Origin of the sequence: Candidatus Mikella endobia (genome assembly GCF_900048045.1) — a bacterium.
Taxonomy (GTDB): Bacteria; Pseudomonadota; Gammaproteobacteria; order Enterobacterales; family Enterobacteriaceae; genus Mikella; species Mikella endobia.
The window spans coordinates 171,679-195,051 of sequence record NZ_LN999831.1; the positions used below are offsets into that span (position 1 = coordinate 171,679).

At 33.5% G+C, this 23,373-nt stretch carries 11 protein-coding genes, 3 tRNA genes, 3 rRNA genes and 1 pseudogene; 12 read left to right on the forward strand and 6 right to left on the reverse strand.

The genetic code is table 11. The features are described 5' to 3' along the window. Nucleotides 1-252: 252 nt before the first annotated feature. The 5 genes from A4A67_RS00860 (at nt 253) to rrf (ending at nt 5,134) form a co-directional block, all read left to right on the forward strand. Nucleotides 253-1,805, forward strand: a 16S ribosomal RNA gene (locus A4A67_RS00860). Between the two features lie 66 nt (nt 1,806-1,871). Further along, nucleotides 1,872-1,945 (forward strand) — tRNA-Ile (locus A4A67_RS00865). Nucleotides 1,946-1,963: 18 nt separating this feature from the next. After that, a tRNA-Ala gene (locus A4A67_RS00870) sits at nt 1,964-2,036 on the forward strand. 38 nt (nt 2,037-2,074) lie between these two features. Then, nucleotides 2,075-4,976 (forward strand): 23S ribosomal RNA (locus tag A4A67_RS00875). A gap of 41 nt (nt 4,977-5,017) precedes the next feature. Further along, nucleotides 5,018-5,134 (forward strand): 5S ribosomal RNA (gene rrf, locus A4A67_RS00880). The 16S, 23S and 5S rRNA genes sit together here with 2 tRNA genes alongside, the layout of an rRNA operon. A gap of 25 nt (nt 5,135-5,159) precedes the next feature. Here rrf and asnS read toward each other — a convergent pair. After that, nucleotides 5,160-6,560, reverse strand: a complete 1,401-nt coding sequence (gene asnS / locus A4A67_RS00885; protein WP_067569324.1) for an asparagine--tRNA ligase — start codon at nt 6,558-6,560, stop codon at nt 5,160-5,162. 279 nt (nt 6,561-6,839) lie between these two features. On the opposite strand from asnS, the gene A4A67_RS00890 reads away from it, so the two are divergent. Both A4A67_RS00890 and ygfZ read left to right on the forward strand, forming a co-directional pair. After that, a tRNA-Ser gene (locus tag A4A67_RS00890) sits at nt 6,840-6,926 on the forward strand. 157 nt (nt 6,927-7,083) lie between these two features. Continuing rightward, the gene (gene ygfZ / locus A4A67_RS00895) at nt 7,084-8,061 is read left to right on the forward strand and encodes a tRNA-modifying protein YgfZ (RefSeq protein WP_067569327.1); all 978 of its coding nucleotides are present in this window, start codon (nt 7,084-7,086) and stop codon (nt 8,059-8,061) included. A gap of 136 nt (nt 8,062-8,197) precedes the next feature. On the opposite strand, the pseudogene secA reads toward ygfZ, so the two are convergent. After that, nucleotides 8,198-10,675: pseudogene (gene secA, locus A4A67_RS00900) on the reverse strand (preprotein translocase subunit SecA); the annotation flags it as partial. 443 nt (nt 10,676-11,118) lie between these two features. Between secA and A4A67_RS00905 the strand changes: the two are divergent. Then, a complete protein-coding gene (locus tag A4A67_RS00905) occupies nt 11,119-11,580 on the forward strand; it encodes a DUF721 domain-containing protein (protein ID WP_231914649.1) in 462 nt (153 codons plus the stop codon). A 381-nt stretch (nt 11,581-11,961) separates the two neighbouring features. On the opposite strand, the gene rsmH is transcribed toward A4A67_RS00905, so the two are convergent. Then, nucleotides 11,962-12,903 (reverse strand): 16S rRNA (cytosine(1402)-N(4))-methyltransferase RsmH, encoded by a 942-nt coding sequence (rsmH, locus tag A4A67_RS00910; RefSeq protein WP_067569333.1) that lies wholly within the window; start codon nt 12,901-12,903, stop codon nt 11,962-11,964. A gap of 511 nt (nt 12,904-13,414) precedes the next feature. Here rsmH and leuB point away from each other — a divergent pair. From leuB to rsmA, 4 genes are all read left to right on the forward strand, one after another. Continuing rightward, the gene (gene leuB, locus A4A67_RS00915; RefSeq protein ID WP_067569336.1) at nt 13,415-14,500 is read left to right on the forward strand and encodes a 3-isopropylmalate dehydrogenase; all 1,086 of its coding nucleotides are present in this window, start codon (nt 13,415-13,417) and stop codon (nt 14,498-14,500) included. A 13-nt stretch (nt 14,501-14,513) separates the two neighbouring features. Beyond that, complete coding sequence (leuC, locus tag A4A67_RS00920) at nt 14,514-15,914, forward strand: 3-isopropylmalate dehydratase large subunit (protein ID WP_067569339.1); 1,401 nt, start codon at nt 14,514-14,516, stop codon at nt 15,912-15,914. Nucleotides 15,915-15,937: 23 nt separating this feature from the next. After that, on the forward strand, nt 15,938-16,540 hold the full coding sequence (gene leuD / locus A4A67_RS00925) for a 3-isopropylmalate dehydratase small subunit (protein ID WP_067569342.1): 603 nt from the start codon (nt 15,938-15,940) through the stop codon (nt 16,538-16,540). A 403-nt stretch (nt 16,541-16,943) separates the two neighbouring features. Next, nucleotides 16,944-17,741 (forward strand): 16S rRNA (adenine(1518)-N(6)/adenine(1519)-N(6))-dimethyltransferase RsmA, encoded by a 798-nt coding sequence (rsmA, locus tag A4A67_RS00930; RefSeq protein WP_067569345.1) that lies wholly within the window; start codon nt 16,944-16,946, stop codon nt 17,739-17,741. Nucleotides 17,742-17,770: 29 nt separating this feature from the next. Here rsmA and carB read toward each other — a convergent pair whose 3' ends face one another. From carB to dapB, 3 genes are all read right to left on the reverse strand, one after another. Next, nucleotides 17,771-20,998: a carbamoyl-phosphate synthase large subunit gene (gene carB, locus A4A67_RS00935; RefSeq protein WP_067569348.1), complete on the reverse strand. Its 3,228-nt coding sequence runs from the start codon at nt 20,996-20,998 to the stop codon at nt 17,771-17,773. 1 nt (nt 20,999) lies between these two features. After that, nucleotides 21,000-22,154 (reverse strand): glutamine-hydrolyzing carbamoyl-phosphate synthase small subunit, encoded by a 1,155-nt coding sequence (carA, locus tag A4A67_RS00940; protein WP_102134970.1) that lies wholly within the window; start codon nt 22,152-22,154, stop codon nt 21,000-21,002. 110 nt (nt 22,155-22,264) lie between these two features. Continuing rightward, nucleotides 22,265-23,086, reverse strand: a complete 822-nt coding sequence (dapB, locus tag A4A67_RS00945; RefSeq protein ID WP_067569354.1) for a 4-hydroxy-tetrahydrodipicolinate reductase — start codon at nt 23,084-23,086, stop codon at nt 22,265-22,267. Between the last annotated feature and the right edge of the window lie 287 nt (nt 23,087-23,373).

Sequence of the window (23,373 nt, forward strand, 5' to 3'; positions counted from 1 at the left end):
CAAATCAAAATTTGATAAAAAATATGAATTTTTCATAGAAGTAATTCTTGACTTAAGAAGTCAAATATATTAAATTATTGAGTAAATAATATCTGATATTATTTATATTCAGATTATGTTCTTTTAAAAATTTTCAAATAATCTGTGTGGACACACACAAAAAATATTTAAATAAGATAAAATCTTAATTATTGAAAATGAATACTTATAATTTATATAAGTAAAATTTTTTCTATTTAAGAATTAGATTTAAAATTAAAGAGTTTGATCATGGCTCAGATTGAACGCTAGCGGCAGGCCTAACACATGCAAGTCGAGCGGCAACAGAAATAAGCTAAGCTTATTTGCTGGCGAGCGGCGGACGGGTGAGTAATATCTGGGGATCTGCCTTATGGAGGGGGATAACTATTGGAAACGATAGCTAATACCGCATAATAATCATAAGATTAAAGTGGGGGACCTTATCAGGCCTCACGCCATAAGATGAACCCAGATGGGATTAGCTAGTAGGTGAGGTAATGGCTCACCTAGGCTACGATCCCTAGCTGGTCTGAGAGGATAAACAGCCACACTGGAACTGAGACACGGTCCAGACTCTTACGGGAGGCAGCAGTGGGGAATATTGCACAATGGGGGAAACCCTGATGCAGCTATGCCGCGTGTGTGAAGAAGGCCTTAGGGTTGTAAAGCACTTTCAGCAAGGAAGAAAGTTATTATGTTAATAACATTATAATTTGACGTTACTTGCATAAGAAGCACCGGCTAACTCCGTGCCAGCAGCCGCGGTAATACGGAGGGTGCAAGCGTTAATCGGAATTATTGGGCGTAAAGCGTACGCAGGCGGTTTATTAAGTCAATTGTGAAATCCCTAGGCTTAACCTAGGAACTGCATTTGAAACTGGTAGACTAGAGTATCGTAGAGGGGGGTAGAATTCTAGGTGTAGCGGTGAAATGCGTAGATATCTGGAAGAATACCAGTGGCGAAGGCGGCCCCCTGGACGAATACTGACGCTCAGGTACGAAAGCATGGGGAGCAAACAGGATTAGATACCCTGGTAGTCCATGCTGTAAACTATGTCGATTTGAAGGTTGTGGCCTTAGGCTGTAACTTTCGTAGCTAACGCGTTAAATCGACCGCCTGGGAAGTACGGCCGCAAGGTTGAAACTCAAATGAATTGACGGGGGCCCGCACAAGCGGTGGAGCATGTGGTTTAATTCGATGCAACGCGAAGAACCTTACCTACTCTTGACATCCAGAGTACTTAACAGAAATGTTTTGGTGCCTTTTGGGGAACTCTGAGACAGGTGCTGCATGGCTGTCGTCAGCTCGTGTTGTGAAATGTTGGGTTAAGTCCCGCAACGAGCGTAACCCTTATCATTTGTTGCCAACGATTAGGTCGGGAACTCAAATGAGACTGCCAGTGATAAATTGGAGGAAGGTGGGGATGACGTCAAGTCATCATGGCCCTTACGAGTAGGGCTACACACGTGCTACAATGGCATATACAAAGAGAAGCGATCTTGCAAAAGTCAGCGGATCTCATAAAATATGTCGTAATCCGGATTAGAGTCTGCAACTCGACTCTATGAAGTCGGAATCGCTAGTAATCGTGGATCAGAATGCCACGGTGAATACGTTCCCGGGCCTTGTACACACCGCCCGTCACACCATGGGAGTGGGTTGCAAAAGAAGTAAGTAGCTTAACCCTTAAAAAGGGAGAGCGCTTACCACTTTGTGATTCATAACTGGGGTGAAGTCGTAACAAGGTAACCGTAGGGGAACCTGTGGTTGGATCACCTCCTTAAAATAAAAAATATTTTTGTTGATGTGTCCACCTCAGATTATTTGATATAGTTAAAATATTTATTATAGGCTTGTAGCTCAGATGGTTAGAGCGCACCCCTGATAAGGGTGAGGTCGGTGGTTCAAATCCACTCAGGCCTATCAGGGGTTATGATATTTGGGGCTATAGCTCAGCTGGGAGAGCGCCTGCTTTGCACGCAGGAGGTCAGCGGTTCAATCCCGCTTGGCTCCATTATGTTCTTTTAAAAATTAGATAGTTCAGGGTTGTAAGGTTAAGTATATTAAGCGTATACGGTGAATGCCTAGGCAGTCAGAGGCGATGAAGGACGTGTTAATCTGCGAAAAGCGTCGGTAAGTTGGTATAAAACGTTATTAACCGGCGATATCCGAATGGGGAAACTCGATGTAATTAATTACATCATTGTTAAGCGAATATATAACTTAACAAAGCAAACTAAGGGAACTGAAACATCTAAGTACCTTAAGGAAAAGAAATCAATTGAGATTCCCTTAGTAGTGGCGAGCGAAAAGGGAATAGCCTAGAGCCATTATCAATTTATACATTAAGAAAATGATTTGGAAAAATCAACAATATAGGGTGATAGTCCCGTATCTGAAAATGTATTTATTGTGAGCTCAATAATTAAAACGAGACACGTGATATCTTGTTTGAAGATGGGGGGACCATCCTCCAAGGCTAAATACTCCTGACTGACCAATAGTGAACTAGTACCGTGAGGGAAAGGTGAAAAGAACCCCGGTTAGGGGAGTGAAATAGAACCTGAAACCGTATACGTACAAGCAGTAGGAGCATTTAATAAAATGTGACTGCGTACCTTTTGTATAATGGGTCAGCGACTTATATTCTGTAGCAAGGTTAACTGTATAAGGGAGCCGTAGGGAAACCGAGTCTTAACTGGGCATTAAGTTGCAGGATATAGACCCGAAACCCGGTGATCTAGCCATGAGCAGGTTGAAAATTAGGTAATACTAATTGGAAGACCGAACTGACTAATGTTGAAAAATTAGCAGATGACTTGTGGTTAGGGGTGAAAGGCCAATCAAACCGGGAGATAGCTGGTTCTCCCCGAAAGCTATTTAGGTAGCGCCTCGTGAAGTCATCTATTGGGGTAGAGCACTGTTTCGTTATAGGGGTCCATACTGGATTACCAAATCGATGCAAACTTCGAATACTATAGAATGTTATCACGGGAGACACACGGCGGGTGCTAACGTCCGTCGTGAAGAGGGAAACAACCCAGACCGCCAGCTAAGGTCCCTAAGTTATAGTTAAGTGGGAAACGATGTGGAAAGGCATAGACAACCAGGATGTTGGCTTAGAAGCAGCAATCATTTAAAGAAAGCGTAATAGCTCACTGGTCGAGTCAGTCTGCGCGAAAGATGTAACGGGGCTAAACTATACACCGAAGCTGCGGCAATAATATTTATATATTATTGGGTAGGGGAGCGTTCTGTAAGCCTATGAAGATATACTGTAAGGTATATTGGAGGTATCAGAAGTGCGAATGCTGACATAAGTAACGATAAAGTAGGTGAAAAACCTACTCGCTGAAAGATCAAGGTTTCCTGTTCAACGTTAATCGGAGCAGGGTTAGTCGGATCCTAAGGTGAGGTCGAAAGGCGTAATCGATGGAAAACAGGTTAATATTCCTGTACTTAATATGACTGCGAAGGGGGGACGAAGACAGCTAGATTCTCCGAGCGACGGTTGTCTCGGTTCAAACGCAAAGGTGGAAATAGTTAGTAAATCTGCTAGTTCTTAACACTGAGGCGTAATAACGAACTATGAGAATAGTGAAGGAATTAATGCTATGCTTCCAAGAAAAGCCTCTAAGCTAGAGGTCATATTAAATCGTACCCCAAACCGACACAGGTGATCAAGTAGAGAATACTAAGGCGCTTGAGAGAACTCGGGTGAAGGAACTAGGCAAAATGGTGCCGTAACTTCGGGAGAAGGCATGCTGGCATATTAGTAGAGGATATTACGTCCCGAGCTAAAGTCAGTCGCAGATACTAGCTGGTTACAACTGTTTATTAAAAACATAGCACTGTGCAAACACGAAAGTGGACGTATACAGTGTGACGCCTGCCCGGTACCGGAAGGTTAATTAATAGGGTGAAAAGCTCTTGATCGAAGCCCCGGTAAACGGCGGCCGTAACTATAACGGTCCTAAGGTAGCGAAATTCCTTGTCGGGTAAGTTCCGACCTGCACGAATGGCGTAATGATAGCCAGACTGTCTCCACCCGAGACTCAGTGAAATTGAATTCGCCGTGAAGATGCGGTGTACCCGCGGCAAGACGGAAAGACCCCGTGAACCTTTACTATAGCTTGACACTGAATATTGAACTATAATGTGTAGTATAGGTGGGAGGCTTTGAAGTATGTACGTTAGTACATATGGAGCCCAAATTGAAATACCACCCTTTAATGTTGAATATTCTAATTTAGATCCGTAATCCGGATCGAAGACAATGTCTGGTGGATAGTTTGACTGGGGCGGTCTCCTCCTAAAGAGTAACGGAGGAGCACAAAGGTTAGCTAATTACGGTTGGAAATCGTAAGGTTAGTGCAAAGGCATAAGCTAGCTTAACTGTGAGAGTGACAGCTCGAGCAGATGCGAAAGCAGGTCTTAGTGATCCGGTGGTTCTGTATGGAAGGGCCATCGCTCAACGAATAAAAGGTACTCCGGGGATAACAGGCTAATACCGCCCAAGAGTTCATATCGACGGCGGTGTTTGGCACCTCGATGTCGGCTCATCACATCCTGGGGCTGAAGTAGGTCCCAAGGGTATGGCTGTTCGCCATTTAAAGTGGTACGCGAGCTGGGTTTAGAACGTCGTGAGACAGTTCGGTCCCTATCTGCCGTGGGCGTTGGAAGATTGAGAGAAACTGCTCCTAGTACGAGAGGACCGGAGTGGACGTACCTCTGGTGTTCGGGTTGTCATGCCAATGGCATTGCCCGGTAGCTATGTACGGAAAAGATAACCGCTGAAAGCATTTAAGCGGGAAGCTTGACTTAAGATAAATCTTCCCAGAGGCTTTAAGCCTCCTGAAGGGACGTTAAAGACTATGACGTTGATAGGTCGGATGTGTAAGCGTTGTAAAGCGTTGAGCTAACCGATACTAATTTCCCGTGAGAACTTAACCTTACAACACCTGAGCTATTTAATTATTTAAAAAATTTATTTTGCCTGGTGGTACTAGCGCAGTGGAACCACCTGATTCCATGCCGAACTCAGAAGTGAAACGCTGTAGTGCCGATGGTAGTGTGGAGGTATCTCCATGTGAGAGTAGGGAACTGCCAGGCAGTTTATAAAATTTATACTTTAAATTTAAAAATTAATATTACGGGAACTTCTAGGAAAAGGTATTACATCTCGAATATTTTGTATGCCAGTAATATATAATATTAATCGTTCTAAACCTAAACCAAAACCAGAATGAGGAATAGTTCCATATTTACGTAAATCTCGATACCACCAATAATCTTCTTTATTAAGTCCCATTTCAAATAATCGATTATCTAAATAATCTAAACGTTCTTCACGTTGAGAACCTCCAATTATTTCACCAATACCAGGCATAAGTATATCTATTGAAGCAACAGTTTTATTATCATTATTTATCCGCATATAAAATGCTTTTATATTTTTAGGATAATTTTGAATAATTACTGGTGCTTGAAAGTATTTATCTACTAAATAACGTTCACATTCTGAAGATAAATCCATACCCCAATAAATTTTGTTTTTAAAATTAAAATCATATTTTTTTAAAATATTTATTGCTTCAGTGTAATCTATTTGAATAAAATTCATATTTAAAATTTTAGTTAAACGATTTACTATATTTTTATTAATTACAGTTGTAAAAAATTGCATATCATCATAACGTTCATTTAATACTATTTTAAATATATCTTTAAGTAAAGATTCTGCTAATTTTAAAATATCAGTTAAAGTAGCAAATGCTACTTCTGGTTCTACCATCCAAAATTCAGCTAAATGACGACTAGTATTAGAATTTTCAGCTCTAAATGTTGGTCCAAAAGTATATATTTTTGACATAGCACATGCATAACTTTCTCCATTTAATTGACCTGAAACTGTCAAAAATGCTTCCTTTCCAAAAAAATCTTTATCATAATTAATTTTACCATTATTCAATCTAGGTAAATTTTCTAAATCTAAAGTAGAAACTCGAAACATTTCTCCTGCACCTTCAGTATTAGAAGCAGTAATTAATGGTGTAGATACCCAAAAAAAACCATGTTCATTCATAAATCGATGAATAGCTTGTGCTAAAGTATGTCTTATTCTTACTACTGCACCAATTATATTAGTACGTGGTCTAAGATGAGCTACTTCACGTAAATATTCTAAACTATGTTTTTTAGCAGCAATAGGATAAGTATTTGGATCATTTACCCAACCAATTACTTCAATTTGAGAAGCTTGAATTTCGTAATTTTGACCTTTACCTAAAGATTTTACTATTTTTCCTGTTATTGAAACAGAACAACCAGTAGTTAATCGTATAACTTCATTATTATAATTAGATATATTGTTATTAATTACGATCTGTAAAGATTCAAAACAAGAACCATCATATATTGTAAGAAATGAGAGTCCTGCTCTAGAATCTCTTCTAGTACGTACCCAACCATAAACAGTAATTTTATTACCTTCAATTACATGTCCTTGAATAATTTCTACTATAGTTAGTTTATTCACAATATTTTCTCTTATTATTAATATATAATAGCTAATATAATCTAGCTTGTAGATTATTATTTATTATATTATAATAATATTATTAAATAATTATAGTGTATTATATATTAATATAAATTATTAATAATATATTTAAATATAAAAATTTTTTATATAATTATTATTTAAAATAGAATTTTTGATTCTTAAATAACTTAAGAAAATTTCAATTAAAAATTTTAAAATTAATATGTAATTTTATTACATAATTATTATTAATAATAATCATCTATTAAAATAGAAGGGATGCCGGAGCGGTTGAACGGGGCGGTCTCGAAAACCGTTAAGGGAGAAATTCCTTCCAGGGTTCGAATCCCTGTCCCTTCAAATATAAATATACTTACTATTAATAGTAATTAATATTCTTCTATCTACATAATAGATAATTCTTTCTTAAAAAGAATTTTATTTTTTATAAAACTTTCAATTACTGAAAGTAAATATAAATAAGCTAATTTAATTAATATTGTATTAAAAAATTTTTATGTTATCTCTAATTTACGATCAATCATGTTCAAATTTAGCATTTCCATCTAAAAAGTTACCGTTAACTTTTATTTCTATGGAAGATTGGGCTTTAGTTACATTTAAAGGTATAGATACACAAAAATATTTACAGAATCAATTAACTTGCGATATTTTTTCTTTAGATATTAATCATTTTCAATTTGCTGCTCATTGTAATTTCCAGGGAAAAATTTTTAGTAACATTTGTATATTTTATTATAATCAAAGTATGGCTTTTATTGAAAGACGAAGCGTGCGTGATAATCATCTTTCAGAACTAAAAAAATATGCGATGTTTTCTAAAATTACTATTAATGCAGATGATGAGGTAGTTTTGCTAGGTATAGCAGGTTTTCAAGTACAAATGGAACTTGAAAAAATTTTTAAAAATTTGCCCAATATATTTTGTCCAGTAATACACTATAAGTATACAACTTTGTTATATTTTAAGTTACCAACACCACGATTTCTATTAATAACAAATAAAGAAGTATCTAATTATCTGCAACAAAAATTCAAAGAAAAAGCTATATTTAAAAATAGTCAACAATGGTTATCTTTAGATATTGAAGCTGGATATCCCATTATTGATAATGTTAATTTTGCAAAGTTTATACCACAATCTGTAAATTTACAATTAATTGATGGTATTAGTTTTAATAAAGGATGTTATCTAGGACAAGAAATAGTGGCACGTACACAATATTACGGTACTCATAAACGCACACTATGCTGGCTAGTAGGTAAATCTAAAAATATTCCTACTGCTGGCTGTAAATTAGAAGTTAAAAGAAACAAACACTGGCTAATAATTGGTACAATACTTGCATCATGTAAAATGAATACAAATAATATTTGGATACAAGCGGTACTAAATAACAAGATAGCATCTTCTAATATTTTTAGATTATACAATGATAATAATAGTGAATTTATATTAAAATTACTATTTTAATTTTATTATTATAAAATATATATTTTTTTGTTATCTATTTAAAAAATTTTATTTTAAATTAATATTTAAAAATTTTTTTAAAATTAATTTTTGTCTTTTAAAATAAAATCTATTAATTTTAGACAATTGTATTATTTCTAATTTTTAATTTACTAAGTTTGCTAATCACTTTATATTTTAATAATATAAGCATAGTATCAAACATCTCGAAAGATTCACGTTTATATTCTTGTTGAGGATCTTGTTGAGCATATACCCGTAAATGGATACTTTTACGTAAATAATCCATTGCTAATAAATGTTTTTTCCATAAAGAATCAAGTGTTTGTAACATAATTATTTTTTCAAAACTTCGCATTATATTACTACCAACAATCTCTTCTTTCTGTTGATAATTAATTAGTATATATTTATATATTTTATTATACAGGTTATTATTAATTTTTAATTTAGATTCATTTTGCCACCATTGATCTATAGATAGATCCAGATCAAATTTATCTTTTAGTTGATGTTCTAATCCTTTAGTATCTAATATTTCTTCCCGTGACTTCGAAAGATATTTATTTAATATAATATTTAATATATCTTGGCGAAAACTATTTATAATAGTACTTATATCAGACAAATTAAGTAATTCATTACGTTGGGTATAAATTGCGATGCGCTGATTGTTATCAATATTATCATATTCTAATAATTGTTTACGGATATTAAAATTATAATTTTCTACTTTCTGTTGAGCATTTTCTATAGCTTTAGTTACCCATGGATGTTCAATAGCTTCTCCATTTTTTACACCAAGTTTATGTATTATTTTAGATATACGATCAGAAGTAAAAATACGCATTAAGGAATCTTCCATAGATAAATAAAAACGAGATGATCCAACATCTCCTTGACGTCCAGAGCGACCCCGAAGCTGATTATCAATACGTCGAGATTCATGACGCTCTGTACCTATAATATGCAACCCTCCAGCTGCTAATACTGCTTGATGGAGTTTTTTCCAATTATCCTGATTCTTCTTTGATTTTATTGACATATTTTCTAACTGCCAACTTCCACCTAAAACAATATCAGTACCGCGTCCAGCCATATTGGTCGCTATTGTTACAGCTCCTGGGGCACCAGCTTGAGAGATAATTTCTGCTTCAATAGCGTGAAATTTGGCGTTAAGTACTTTATGTTGAATACCAATTTTATTTAAATGTGAAGAAATAAGCTCTGATTTTTCAATAGAAATAGTCCCCACTAATACAGGTTGGCCACGTTCAGTACAATTTTTAATATCATTAATAATAGCTTTTATTTTTTCTTTTTCTGTAAGAAAAATAATATCAGATAAATCTTTTCGAATCATGGGACGATGAGTTGGTATTACTATTGTATCTAATTTATAAATGGAATATAATTCAAAAGCTTCAGTATTAGCTGTACCAGTCATACCAGCAAGTTTTTCATATAGTCTGAAATAATTTTGAAAAGTAATAGACGCTAATGTTTGATTTTCGTTCTGTATGGTAACATTTTCTTTGGCTTCTATTGCTTGATGTAATCCGTCAGACCAGCGACGTCCTGGCATAGTGCGACCAGTATGTTCGTCAACAATAATAATTTCTCCTTGGTTTACCAGATAATCTACATCACGAGCAAATAGTATATTTGCTCGTAGTGCAGCAGTAACATGATGCATTAAAATAATATTTTTATATGAATATAGTGATTGACTAATATCCATTAGACCATTTTTTACCAGCAGTTCTTCAATTAAGATGAGACCTTTTTCTGTAAAATTAATTTGACGGTATTTTTCATCAACTGAGAAATAGCTTTCACTTGGAAAAGTTTCAGCATATTCGTAATTTTTACGAATTAAAGAAGGAATTAATGTGTTAATTTGGTGATATATAGCAGAGTTATCTGCTGCAGGACCTGATATTATCAGTGGGGTACGAGCTTCGTCTATTAGTATTGAATCTACTTCATCTATTAGTGCGTAAGACAATTTTAGTTGTACTCTTTCTTCTGGATTAAAGACCATATTATCGCGCAAATAATCAAAACAATATTCTTTGTTAGTTCCATATGTTATATCAGCAGCGTAAGCGGCACGTTTTGCTGATATTGTAATTTCTGGAATATTAATCCCAACACTTAACCCCAAAAAATTAAACAAAGGTTTATTATTTTCAGCATCTCGTTTTGCTAAGTAATCGTTTACCGTTACTATATGTACTCCTTTTCCGTTTAAAGCATTCAAATATGCTGGTAGCGTAGAAGTCAAGGTTTTACCTTCCCCAGTGCGCATTTCAGCTATACATCGATCGTTTAATACAATCCCTCCTATTAATTGAACATCAAAATGGCGCATACCCAAAACACGTATACTAGCTTCTCTTACTACTGCAAATGCTTCTGGCAACAAGCTTTCTACTGATGTTCCTTTCAAGATAAGTTCACGGAATTCAACAGTTTTTGCTGCAAGCTGTTTATCATTCAGCTGTTTCATTACTGGTTCTATGTTGTTAATAACATCTATTATCTTACCAATACGACGTAAGGTACGATCATTATGATTGCCAAAAAATTTTTTAAATAATTTTGTTAGCATAGTAAATTCTTTAATAAAGAGGCCTCATTTATTGAGGCAGCAAAAAAATTGTTAGTTTGAAAAGATTTTATATAGAAATTTTAGATATAAACAATTATTATCTATCTACAACTTATCCTATTATTTGAATAAAATAATATTATAGATAAATATCTACTAGTCATATTAGTAGATAATACAGAATTTTATCTATTAATATAAAGGAAGAGTATCTTTTCTACAGATTTAAGTTGCTATTACTTAAGAAGAGAAACTAAATAGTAGGAAGTAATGATTAACTTTATTAGCATGATATAACTAACATAATATCCTGAAGTAAATCATAAAAAATTTGTCACAAATTATAAGAGAATAGTAAACAATTTTAAATATATTTATTCGGAGTATTTGTTATGTGTTATCTAGATCACAAAAATATCGATTTTAGTACTAAAAACACCAAAATGTCTCTATCACAAATTCAGCAACGGGGAATCATGTTATTAAATCTTAATCATATAGTAAAGAAACTACTACCAGTACCTTTGCGTTTTTGGTGTCGCGTTGCTAATATACATCAAAGCGTGATGGTACTAGAAATTGCTAATGCTAGCTGGAAATTAAGATTTCTATATGAACAACATCAACTTTTATATTCACTAAAAAATAATATAATACCATCATTATCATCCATCAACATCAAGATTAATCCTGATATGGATAAAAAAAAGGAATTGAATAGTATAAAAAATAAAAAACGCAATTGTATTATTACAAATACATTTCTAGAAAAAAAACGACGTTTAAGTGTAAAAAGCGCTACATATATTAGTAATGTTGCTCTAACTCTTAGTAAAGGAAAATTAAAAAATACACTAGAAAGATTAGTACAATTATCTATAGAAAATACAAATTCTGTTTTTTAAAATCTTTCTTTTTAGAAAGAACATTCTATAAGTAAGAAATATATCTCTTTCTTAACAGTTGCGATCATGATAATTCCTATGAACATACCTTGGGGTACAGCATATCAAGAATAGCGAAAAAACTAATAAACGTCGCTACATCTTCATACGAATAAAGCCATTAAAAATACCCATAATAGTAATTGATATTACACATAAAAACCAAAAAAAACATACATATAGTAAATAATAAGCAGAAACATTTATAAAATATTGTTTTATGAAGATTCATTAACATTCTATAATGAACTATCTATATAATGAATACAAAAATTGCTGAAACTAAAATAGCAAATTATTAATAATATTAATGTAGCACGATAATTTTAACTATATATGGTTTTATATTTTTTCTGCGATGCGTAACACTGCACTTCTAGAACGTGAATTTTCATTTATCTCTTGAGTAGAAGGCAGTATTTTTCCTATTGATTTTAATTGAAGATTATTATTTTTATAATAAGCACTAATTTGCTGCTCGGTAAGCGGTATATTTGCTGGTATTTGTATGCAGCTATGCTGCCGAATAAATTGTTTAACTAAACGATCTTCTAGAGAATGAAAACTAATAACTGATAGTCTTCCTCCTGGAGCTAATAATGTTAATGCTCCATTTAGAGCTTGTTTAATTTCTTGTAACTCATTATTAATATAAATACGAATCGCTTGAAAACTACGTTTGGCAGGATGCTTATGCTTATCTCTAAATGGAATATGATTAGTAATCAGCGCTACCAATTCTTGATTGCGAGTAATAGGATGATGTCTATTACGTAAGAAAATTGCTTTAGCGATGCGCTTAGCAAAACGTTCTTCACCGAAATTTTTTAAAACCCAAGTGATCTCATCTACTGATGCTCTTGTTAGCCACTGTGCAGCAGATTGACCGCATGTTGTATCCATACGCATATCAAGCAGTCCATCAAACTTAAAAGAAAACCCACGGTTGGGATCTTCCAACTGCGGTGAAGAGACACCCAGATCTAACAATATTCCATTAATACTGCCTAGATGATTCAATTTTTTCATATGCAAAGTCATAGTAGAAATTAGACCCTGGATAATAGTAAAACGAGAATCATTAATATTTTTTGCTACTTCAACGGCTGTGGGATCGCAATCCATTGCAAATAGATGTCCATTTGCATTTAGTTTTGATAAAATTAGACGTGAATGGCCACCTCTACCAAATGTTCCATCTAAATAAATACCATCTGGATGAATATTTAAACTTTTAATTGCTTCATTTAACAATACTGTTTTATGTAAATAATTTTTTAACATACCATTAGTTAAATACTTGTTTTTATTACTTGGAAAATAAAGTGTAATAATTCTAGTAAAGAATACAGAATATTAAATTCTACTGATAAATAGAGAGAGATCAAATTATTAACATTTAATAGTTTCTTATAAAAGTTATGTTTTCTATAAAGTATATCTATACTTTCTCTTTTTAGAAAAATATATTTTCTTGTTATTAATAACTCAAAAATAATTAATTTTAAATATTCTTTAACTTAAGAAGTTAATACTATCATTACATACGATATTAATATATTATATTAAATAATAATATATTCTGAAATTATACCATGAAAAAAGTAACTTTTACTTATTATTGTTATAGTGATTAAATCAAGTTAGTTTCTGTTTACGTATCTAGCTGTTAATTTTATTTAATTTCTGTTTTCTATTAACATAGTTTATATAAAAAACTATTTTTATGAAATAATTTCAATAAAAATTATATTTATTTTGAAACATAGACATTAGTAAATAAAAGGTATTAGTAATGAAAAAAAATTATCATATTGCAGTTTTACCAGGAGACGGTATTGGACCAGAAGTTATAAAGCAAGCTTATAAAATTATAGATGTTGTGTGTCGACATTTTAATGTTAGTATTTCTACTAAAGAATATGATGTAGGTGGTATAGCTATAGATAATTATGGCCATTCACTTCCAAAAGAAACAATCATTGGCTGTGAGCAAGCGGATGCAATCTTATTTGGATCAGTTGGAGGACCTAAATGGGAACATATGCCAGCAGCAAAACAACCGGAACGGGGTGCACTACTACCATTGCGTAAACACTTTAAGTTATTTTCTAACCTCAGACCAGCAAGATTATATTCTAGTTTAAAAGATTTTTGTCCTTTGCGAACTGATATTGCTCAACGAGGATTCGATATTTTATGTGTACGAGAGCTTACTGGAGGTATTTACTTTGGGCACCCTAAAGGTCGCCAAGGTACTGGTCAACAAGAGTATGCTTTCGATACTGAAGTATATTATCGTTTTGAAATTGAACGTATTGCTAGTATTGCCTTTCAATCTGCTAGAAACAGACGCAAAAAAGTAACTTCAATAGACAAAGCTAACGTATTACAAAGTTCTATTTTATGGAGAGAAGTAGTAAATAATGTAGCACAAAATTATCCAGACGTGATTTTATCACATTTATATATTGATAATGCTACAATGCAGTTAATTAAAGATCCATCCCAATTTGACGTAATATTATGCTCAAATTTATTTGGTGATATTATATCCGATGAATGTGCAATGCTTACTGGATCTATGGGTATGCTTCCATCAGCAAGTTTAAATGATAAAAGTTTTGGAATGTATGAACCAGCAGGAGGATCAGCTCCAGATATAGCCGGGAAAAATATTGCCAATCCAATAGCACAGATTTTATCTACCGCTCTACTTCTTAGATACAGCTTAGATTTAAATGAAGCTGCAGACGCTATTGAACGTGCTGTAAATCAGGCTTTAGAATCTGGCTACCGTACCGCTGATTTAGTTAGAGATAATAGCGCGGTAAGTACTGAAAAAATGGGTGATATTATTGCTACTTTAATAAGTAAATAGGGATAATATTAATATGGGAAAATCATTATACCAAAAATTATATGATGCACACATTGTTTATGAAGTAGAAAATGAAGCGCCGTTGTTGTATATTGACCGACATTTAATACATGAAGTAACCTCACCACAAGCATTTGACGGTCTGCGAAAAAAAGGTCGCATTGTACGACAACCTAATAAAACTTTTGCTACAATGGATCATAATGTTTCTACACAAACTAAAGACATTAATGCATGTGGAGATATGGCTCGCGTTCAGATGCAAGAGTTGATAAAAAATTGCACTGAATTTGGCATACAGCTTTATGACTTAAATCATCCATACCAAGGCATTGTACATGTCATGGGTCCTGAACAAGGAATGACTCTTCCTGGAATGACTATTGTTTGCGGAGATTCTCATACTGCTACTCACGGAGCTTTTGGTGCTTTAGCATTTGGTATTGGTACATCAGAAGTTGAACATGTACTCGCAACACAGACTTTAAAACAAAGTAGAGCTAAAACCATGAGAATAGATGTAATAGGGCATACAGCACCTAGTATTACTGCTAAAGATATAATTTTAACTATTATTGGGAAAATAGGCACTGCTGGGGGTACTGGATATGTAGTAGAATTTAACGGGCTTGCTATACGATCTCTTAGTATGGAAGGACGTATGACATTATGCAATATGGCCATTGAAATGGGTGCTAAAGCTGGTTTGGTTGCACCTGATGATATTACTTATTCTTATTTACAGAATCGTCAATTTGCCCCTAAAGGTGAATCTTGGCATCAATACTTAAAATATTGGAATACTCTAAAATCTGACAATGATGCTCATTTCGATAAAATAATAACTCTGGATGCGTCAAACATAGCTCCTCAAATTACTTGGGGTACTAACCCTGGTCAAGTAATTGCTATTAACAACCCTATTCCGTCACCAGAATCATTTAGCGATCTCGTAGAGCAAAAATCAGCAGCAAAAGCACTCACTTATATGGATTTACAACCTGGTAGTTACTTAACAGATGTTAAAATTGATAAGGTTTTCATTGGTTCTTGTACTAATTCCCGTATTGAAGATCTTCGTGCTGCTGCAGCAGTTGCTTATGGCCGTAGTGTAGCTAAAGGCGTACATGCTATCGTTGTACCTGGTTCTGGGCCAGTTAAAAAACAAGCAGAATTAGAAGGTTTAGATATAATTTTTATTGAAGCAGGTTTTGAATGGCGTTTGCCAGGTTGTTCTATGTGCCTAGCAATGAATAATGATCGCTTAAATCCAGGAGAACGCTGTGCTTCTACCAGTAATCGTAACTTTGAAGGACGCCAGGGACGTGGCGGACGTACTCATTTAGTAAGTCCCGCAATGGCAGCAGCTGCTGCAGTGGTAGGACGTTTTACTGATATTCGTGAATTTAGTTAATTAATTATATTTAAGGAAATAAAATGGTTAAATTTATAGAACATACCGGTATCGTTTTACCTCTGGATATAGCTAATGTAGATACGGATGCCATTATTCCTAAGCAATTTTTACAAAAGGTAACTCGTACCGGATTTGGAAAACATTTATTCCATGATTGGCGTTTTTTAGATAACGCAGGAAAAAAACCCAATCCAGATTTTGTTTTAAATCAACCGCGATATCAAGGTGCCAGTATTTTACTGGCACGTGAAAATTTTGGTTGCGGTTCTTCACGCGAACATGCTCCTTGGGCATTAATAGACTACGGTTTTCATGCGTTAATTGCACCAAGTTTTGCCGATATTTTTTATAATAACAGTATTAACAATCAATTGTTACCGATTATTCTTTCAGAAAATCAAGTGAATGATCTATTTATTCTAGTTACAGAACAAAAAAAGATAACTTTTACTGTTAATTTAGAATTACAGCAAGTAATAGTTGGTGATAAAATTTATTATTTTAAAATAGAAAGTTTTAGTCGTTATTGTTTAATAAATGGTATCGATAATATCGATCTTACATTAATGCATGATGAAGCAATAAGCCAATACGAAATACATAAGTGTTCATTTATGAACTAAAATAGTTTGAAACTTAAATGTAAAAATTATATGTTTGATAATTTATAATTGTTATTATCTATATCTTTTTAAGAAGATGTTATCTATTTCTATAATAGAATCCCTAAATTTTTATCTACTATCTTTTTAATTTAAATTACTATTATATAATAATAATCGATATTTTAAATAAATACTATCAAAAAACTTATATAACAAGTTAAATATCGTACTAGTATCTCTGAATTTTAAGAAGATAATTCTTTATGAGAATTTTAATATTTTATAGAGATAAAAATATTATCTATTGAAAAAATAGTTAATTTTAGCAAATAGAATAAATATAATTTTAAATTATAAAATTTACGATTCAGATATTGCTATAAAAGTAATACTTTGCTGTTTATATAAAACATAGGTAAAAATGAATAAATATCTTTATCAAGGACATATGGTACGCCAGCGATTTGGACAACATTTTTTATATAATAACAATATTATTGCTGCTATTGTTACTGCTATTGCTCCAAAGACTGGTCAAGTAATCGTAGAAATTGGTCCCGGACTCGGTGCTCTTACTATACCAATAGTCAAATTAGTTTCTAACATGACTGTTATAGAAATTGACCGTAATTTAGTAACTCGCTTAGCTAATAATTATTTTCTAAATTCTAGGTTAAATATTGTACAACAAGATGTAATGACGATCGATTTTGACAAACTTTCTGCTAAACTTGGGCAGCCTTTGCGATTATTTGGAAATTTACCATATAATATTTCTACACAGCTAATTTTTAAACTTCTTAACTATCCTTATGCTATTTATGATATGCATTTCATGTTACAAAAAGAAGTAGTTAATCGTTTAATTGCAGTACCAAACAGTAAGTCATACGGAAGGTTAAGCGTGATAGCTCAATATTTTTGTAAAATTATCCCTGTGCTAGAAGTACCTTCTACTTCTTTTAAACCAGAGCCTAAAGTAAACTCAATGGTAGTTAAATTAATACCATATACTAAGAAACTACCGTTTCCTGTAAATAATTTTACAAATTTAACTACCTTAACAAAACTAGCGTTTAATAAACGTCGTAAAACATTACGTAATAGTTTAAGTAAATTTTTTACTCCTCAACAATTAGAAAAACAAGGTATTAATTCTAAATTAAGAGCAGAAAATTTAAGCGTTGAATATTATAGCAAATTAGCTAATTTACTTTAATTAAAAAATAAAATGGTATTTTTAATACATTAAGTATTATTTACTTGTGCGTGAAATTCTTGCAATGAAATTACTCGTGAAGTAGGATTAGCATTTAAAGATATAGCTGTAGCAAATCCTCCATTCATCGTAGTGTCGTAATACACTTTATATTGCAAAGCACTGCGTCTGAGAATTTTAGAATCCTCAATCGCCTTGCGTCCAGCAGTAGTATTGATAATATAGCTATATTCACCATTTTTAATTCTATCTTGAATGTGTGGCCTTCCCTCATGAATTTTATTCACTAAACGAGGATTGATACCTGATTCACCTAATATAATAGCAGTTCCATGGGTAGCGTCTAGTTCAAATCCTTGTTTCAATAACTGAGTAGCTAAAGCTACTATTCTATCTTTATCTTCATCACGAACAGATAATAAAGCTCGACCTTTTTTCTTCAGATACGATTGACTGCCTAATTTAGCTTTAGAGAAAGCTTCAGCAAATGTTCTTCCTATTCCCATTACTTCTCCAGTAGATCGCATTTCTGGTCCTAGAATTGGGTCTACTCCATAAAATTTATGAAATGGTAATACTACCTCTTTTACTGAGTAGTAAGGAGGAATAACTTCATGTATAAAACCTTGTTCTATTAAAGATTTACCGACCATTACTCTCGCAGCAATTTTGGCTAAAGCAACACCAGTAGCCTTAGAAACAAAAGGTACTGTGCGAGCAGCACGAGGATTTACTTCAATTAAATAAACTTCATTATTTTTAATTGCAAATTGTACATTTATAAGACCTCTTACATGCAGCGCAAACGCTAATTTCTCTACTTGAGAACGAATAATATTTTTCATTTCACCACTTAGCGTATATGTGGGTAATGAACAAGCAGAATCTCCAGAATGTACTCCAGCCTGTTCAATGTGCTCCATAATGCCGCCAATTAATATATTTTTACCATCGCAAACTGCATCTACGTCTACTTCAATAGCATCATCTAGAAATCGATCAAGTAATACTGGTGCATCATTTGATACATTAACTGCATCATGGAAATAACGCATTAGATCAATTTCATCATAAACAATTTCCATTGCTCGTCCTCCTAAAACATAAGAAGGACGCACTATTAGTGGATAACCTATAGTAGCTGACTTTTCTATTGCTGAATCAATATTATTTACTGTAGCATTTTTTGGTTGTTTTAATTTTAAACGCTTGACAATTTGCTGAAATAGTTCCCTATCTTCTGCTAGATTTATAGAATCTGGTCCAGTACCTATTATAGGTACATTTTCTTGTTCAAGAGCACGTGCTAACTTTAATGGGGTTTGACCTCCGTACTGTATAATAACGCCTTGAGGTTTTTCAATACGTACAATTTCTATCACGTCTTCTAGTGTCACAGGTTCAAAATAGAGCCTATCTGATATATCATAATCTGTAGAAACAGTCTCAGGATTACAATTTACCATAATAATTTCATAACCATCTTCCCGTAACGCTAGTGCGGCATGTACGCAGCAATAATCAAACTCTATACCTTGACCTATTCTGTTGGGTCCTCCACCTAGAACTATAATTTTTTTAATATTTTTACAAGGATATGATTCACATTCTTCATCGTAAGTAGAATACATATAGGCAGTATCAGTAGCAAATTCAGCAGCGCAAGTATCTACTCGTTTATATACTGGATGTAAATTATAGCTTTGGCGTAATTTTCTAATTTCTGTTTCTGTTATTCCCAATAAAGTAGCTAATCGTGCATCAGAAAATCCTTTACGTTTTAGCTGACGTAAGTAATCTGCATTGAGTGCATTTATGCCTTTATCTGATACTTCATTTTCTAATTTAATTAATTCTTCAATTTGTACTAAAAACCAGCGATCAATATTAGTTAGGTTAAAAACTCCATCTATAGACATACCAGCACGGAATGCATCGGCAATATACCATATACGCTCGCTACCCACGTTTTTTAATTCACGTCGTAACATAATTAATGCTTCTGGATCATCTAAATTTAATTTAGGATCTAAACCGTTGACACCTACTTCTAATCCGCGTAGTGCTTTTTGTAGTGATTCTTGCTGGTTACGTCCAATAGCCATTACCTCACCCACAGATTTCATCTGTGTAGTAAGACGATCATTAGTGCCAGAAAATTTCTCAAAATTAAAACGAGGAATTTTTGTTACAACATAATCTATAGATGGCTCAAAAGAAGCTGGAGTACGTTTTCCAGTAATATCATTCATTAATTCATCTAGTGTATATCCTACTGCTAATTTAGCTGCTATTTTAGCGATAGGAAAACCGGTTGCTTTAGATGCAAGCGCAGAAGATCTTGAAACTCGCGGGTTCATCTCAATAATAACCATCCTACCAGTTTTGGGATTTACTGAAAATTGTACGTTTGATCCGCCAGTTTCTACACCAATTTCACGCAATACTGCTATCGAAGCATTACGCATAATTTGATACTCTTTATCTGTAAGTGTTTGTGCCGGTGCAACCGTTATTGAATCTCCAGTATGGATACCCATAGGATCAAGATTCTCAATAGAACAAATAATAATAGAATTATCTTTTTTATCGCGTACTACTTCCATCTCATATTCTTTCCAACCTATAAGTGACTCATCTATTAGCAATTCATTAGTTGGCGACAAACCTAGACCGCACTTACAAATTTCTTCAAATTCTTCTCTATTATAGGCAATCCCGCTGCCTGTACCACCCATAGTGAATGAGGGACGTATAATACAAGGAAAACCAACATCTGCAGCAACTATTAACGCTTCATCTATAGTATGAGCAATGCCAGATCGAGCAGTTTCTAAACCAATTTTTTTCATGGCATTATTGAAAAGTTGTCGATCTTCTGCTTTCTCGATAGCATCAACAGTAGAACCAATCATTTCTACGCTAAATTCTTTTAGAATGTCTTTATGTGCTAGTTCTAACGCACAGTTTAGTGCTGTCTGTCCCCCCATAGTAGGTAACAGTGCATCAGGTCTTTCTTTTTTAATAATTTTGTATATAACTTCCCAATGAATAGGTTCAATATAAGTTGCATCAGCTATGTCAGGATCAGTCATGATAGTTGCAGGATTTGAATTTACTAGAATTATGCGGTAGCCATCTTCACGTAGAGCTTTGCATGCTTGTGTACCTGAATAGTCAAACTCGCCAGCCTGTCCAATAACGATCGGACCAGATCCTAATATTAATATGCTTTTTATATCGGTACGTTTTGACATGTTAGATTCCTAACTCGTTGAGATGTAAGCGATAAGCTTTAATTAGCTTAATAAAATAATCAAATAAAAATGCAGCGTCATGCGGACCAGGACTAGATTCCGGATGTCCTTGAAAGCTAAATGCAGGTTTCTCGGTATGATGCAAACCTTGTACTGTGCCATCGAATAGTGAAATATGAGTTACTTTAAGTGTGGTAGGCAAATTTTTATCGTCTACCGCGAAACCATGATTTTGGGAAGTTATTATAACTTTATTTGTAGATAAATCTTTTACAGGATGATTACTGCCATGATGACCGAATTTCATTTTTATTGTTTTTGCTCCACTAGCTAATGCTAGTAATTGATGACCTAAGCATATTCCAAAAATAGGGATATTAAGATGAAGTAAATTCTGGATTGCAGTGATTGCATAAGAGCAAGGAGCTGGATCACCAGGACCGTTAGATAAAAATATGCCTTCAGGATTCATTTTCAATACAGTTTCAGCTGGAGTCTGTGCAGGTACTATAGTTAAACGACAACCTCTATCTACTAGCATACGCATGATATTACGCTTAATACCGTAATCATAAATGACTACTTTATAAGGTAGATCTATAGAAGGTGCTGGGAATCCATTATCTAAAGTCCAACTACCCTGATTCCAACTATATGGGACGGTTGTACTAACTTCTTTTGCTAAATCTATACCGTTTAAACCTGAAAATTCGCGAGCTTTGTGTAAAGCTAGCTGTTCATCATTAGTATCATCAGTAATGATACATCCATTTTGAACTCCTTTTTCTCGTAACAAACGAGTTAATTTACGAGTATCAATATCAGCTATACCAACAATATTTTGTTGTTTTAAGTAATCCGATAAAGACAAAGTCTGGCGAAAATTACTAGCAATAAGAGGTAGATTTCTGATAATCAACGCTTGAGCCTGCACACGAGATGATTCATTGTCCACTTCATTGATGCCAGTATTTCCGATATGAGGATAAGTAAAAGTAACTATTTGGCGTGAATAAGAAGAATCAGTTAATATTTCTTGGTAACCAGTTATTGAAGTATTAAAAACTACTTCTCCTACCGCAATGCCCGCTGCTCCAATAGAACGCCCATTAAATTTAGTTCCGTCTTCTAGAACTAATAGCGCTGAATTTCTCAAATTAACCTCCAGGTTAAACCTAACCCATGATATTATTAATAATAACATTAATAATTTTATTTACTTTAGTTTACTTTCTTTTTTTCTACAAAGATTAAGAGATGGTAATCCTATAATTTATTAAGATTAAGTACATGGGTCATATCGAAAAATCCATTTTTTTTATTAGATAACCAAATAGCAGCGCGAACTGCCCCGCTAGCAAAATTCATTCTATTTGAAGCTTTATGAGTAATTTCTAACCGTTCTCCTATCGCTGCAAATATAACTGTATGCTCACCAATAATATCTCCAGCTCTGATGGTAGAAAAACCAATACTGTTTACTTTTCGCTCTTGGGTATTTTTTTCGCTGCTATATATAGCTACACGATCTAAATCGCGTCCTAGTGCGCCAGCTAGTGTTTCTCCTATAACCAGTGCCGTACCCGACGGAGCATCTACTTTATTGCGATGATGCATTTCTATAATTTCTATATCGGTATCATTTCCCATGACTTGGGCAGCTTTTTCCAGTAATTTAAGCATTAAATTAACACCAACGCTAAAGTTGGCAGCAAATACGATACTAGTATCCTGTGCAGCTAAATGAATCATTTCTTTTTGAGCATTGCTAAAACCAGTTGTGCCGATAACCATACCTTTTTTATAACGGCGGCAAAAATCTAAATATGTGATACTAGTATCAGGACGAGTAAAATCTATAAGAATATCAAAATCGTTTTTAATTTCATTAATATCGTTATTGATTTTAACTCCTAGTCTTTCTCCAATATTAGTTAGCTTACCAACATCCATACCGTAGAGCTCATTTCTCCTACTTAATGCAGCTCCTAACATTATTTGCTCAGCTTGTACTACTGCCTGTATAAGCTGACGCCCCATTTTTCCGCTAACTCCAGATACTGCAATGCGAGTTAATTTATTGCTCATATGAGAGTCTCTTACATTCATTGATTTATTGATTACTTACAGTTAATTTTAACATAAATATTAAATTAATAATATTTAATCAACATCTAGTTTTCTTTTACTAAATAAAAATTTTAATAACTAAACTTAGTTTTATTTGTTACTTGTTAAGTGTATAGTTTTTTTAATTTTATCGTTAATAATTCTAAATATTCAGAAACTTATAATAGAAGAACATCACCAAATAAAATTGAATAATTATTAGATAATATTTAATATATATTATCAAAAATAAACCCAATATCTAT

What these genes read in the sequence shown, in the direction of transcription:
- ygfZ (WP_067569327.1), top strand. Translation starts at nt 7,084, where the DNA reads ATGTTATCTCTAATTTACGATCAATCATGTTCAAATTTAGCATTTCCA.
- A4A67_RS00905 (WP_231914649.1), top strand. Translation starts at nt 11,119, where the DNA reads ATGTCTCTATCACAAATTCAGCAACGGGGAATCATGTTATTAAATCTT.
- rsmH (WP_067569333.1), bottom strand. Translation starts at nt 12,903, where the DNA reads ATGTTAAAAAATTATTTACATAAAACAGTATTGTTAAATGAAGCAATT.
- leuB (WP_067569336.1), top strand. Translation starts at nt 13,415, where the DNA reads ATGAAAAAAAATTATCATATTGCAGTTTTACCAGGAGACGGTATTGGA.
- leuC (WP_067569339.1), top strand. Translation starts at nt 14,514, where the DNA reads ATGGGAAAATCATTATACCAAAAATTATATGATGCACACATTGTTTAT.
- leuD (WP_067569342.1), top strand. Translation starts at nt 15,938, where the DNA reads ATGGTTAAATTTATAGAACATACCGGTATCGTTTTACCTCTGGATATA.
- rsmA (WP_067569345.1), top strand. Translation starts at nt 16,944, where the DNA reads ATGAATAAATATCTTTATCAAGGACATATGGTACGCCAGCGATTTGGA.
- carB (WP_067569348.1), bottom strand. Translation starts at nt 20,998, where the DNA reads ATGTCAAAACGTACCGATATAAAAAGCATATTAATATTAGGATCTGGT.
- dapB (WP_067569354.1), bottom strand. Translation starts at nt 23,086, where the DNA reads ATGAGCAATAAATTAACTCGCATTGCAGTATCTGGAGTTAGCGGAAAA.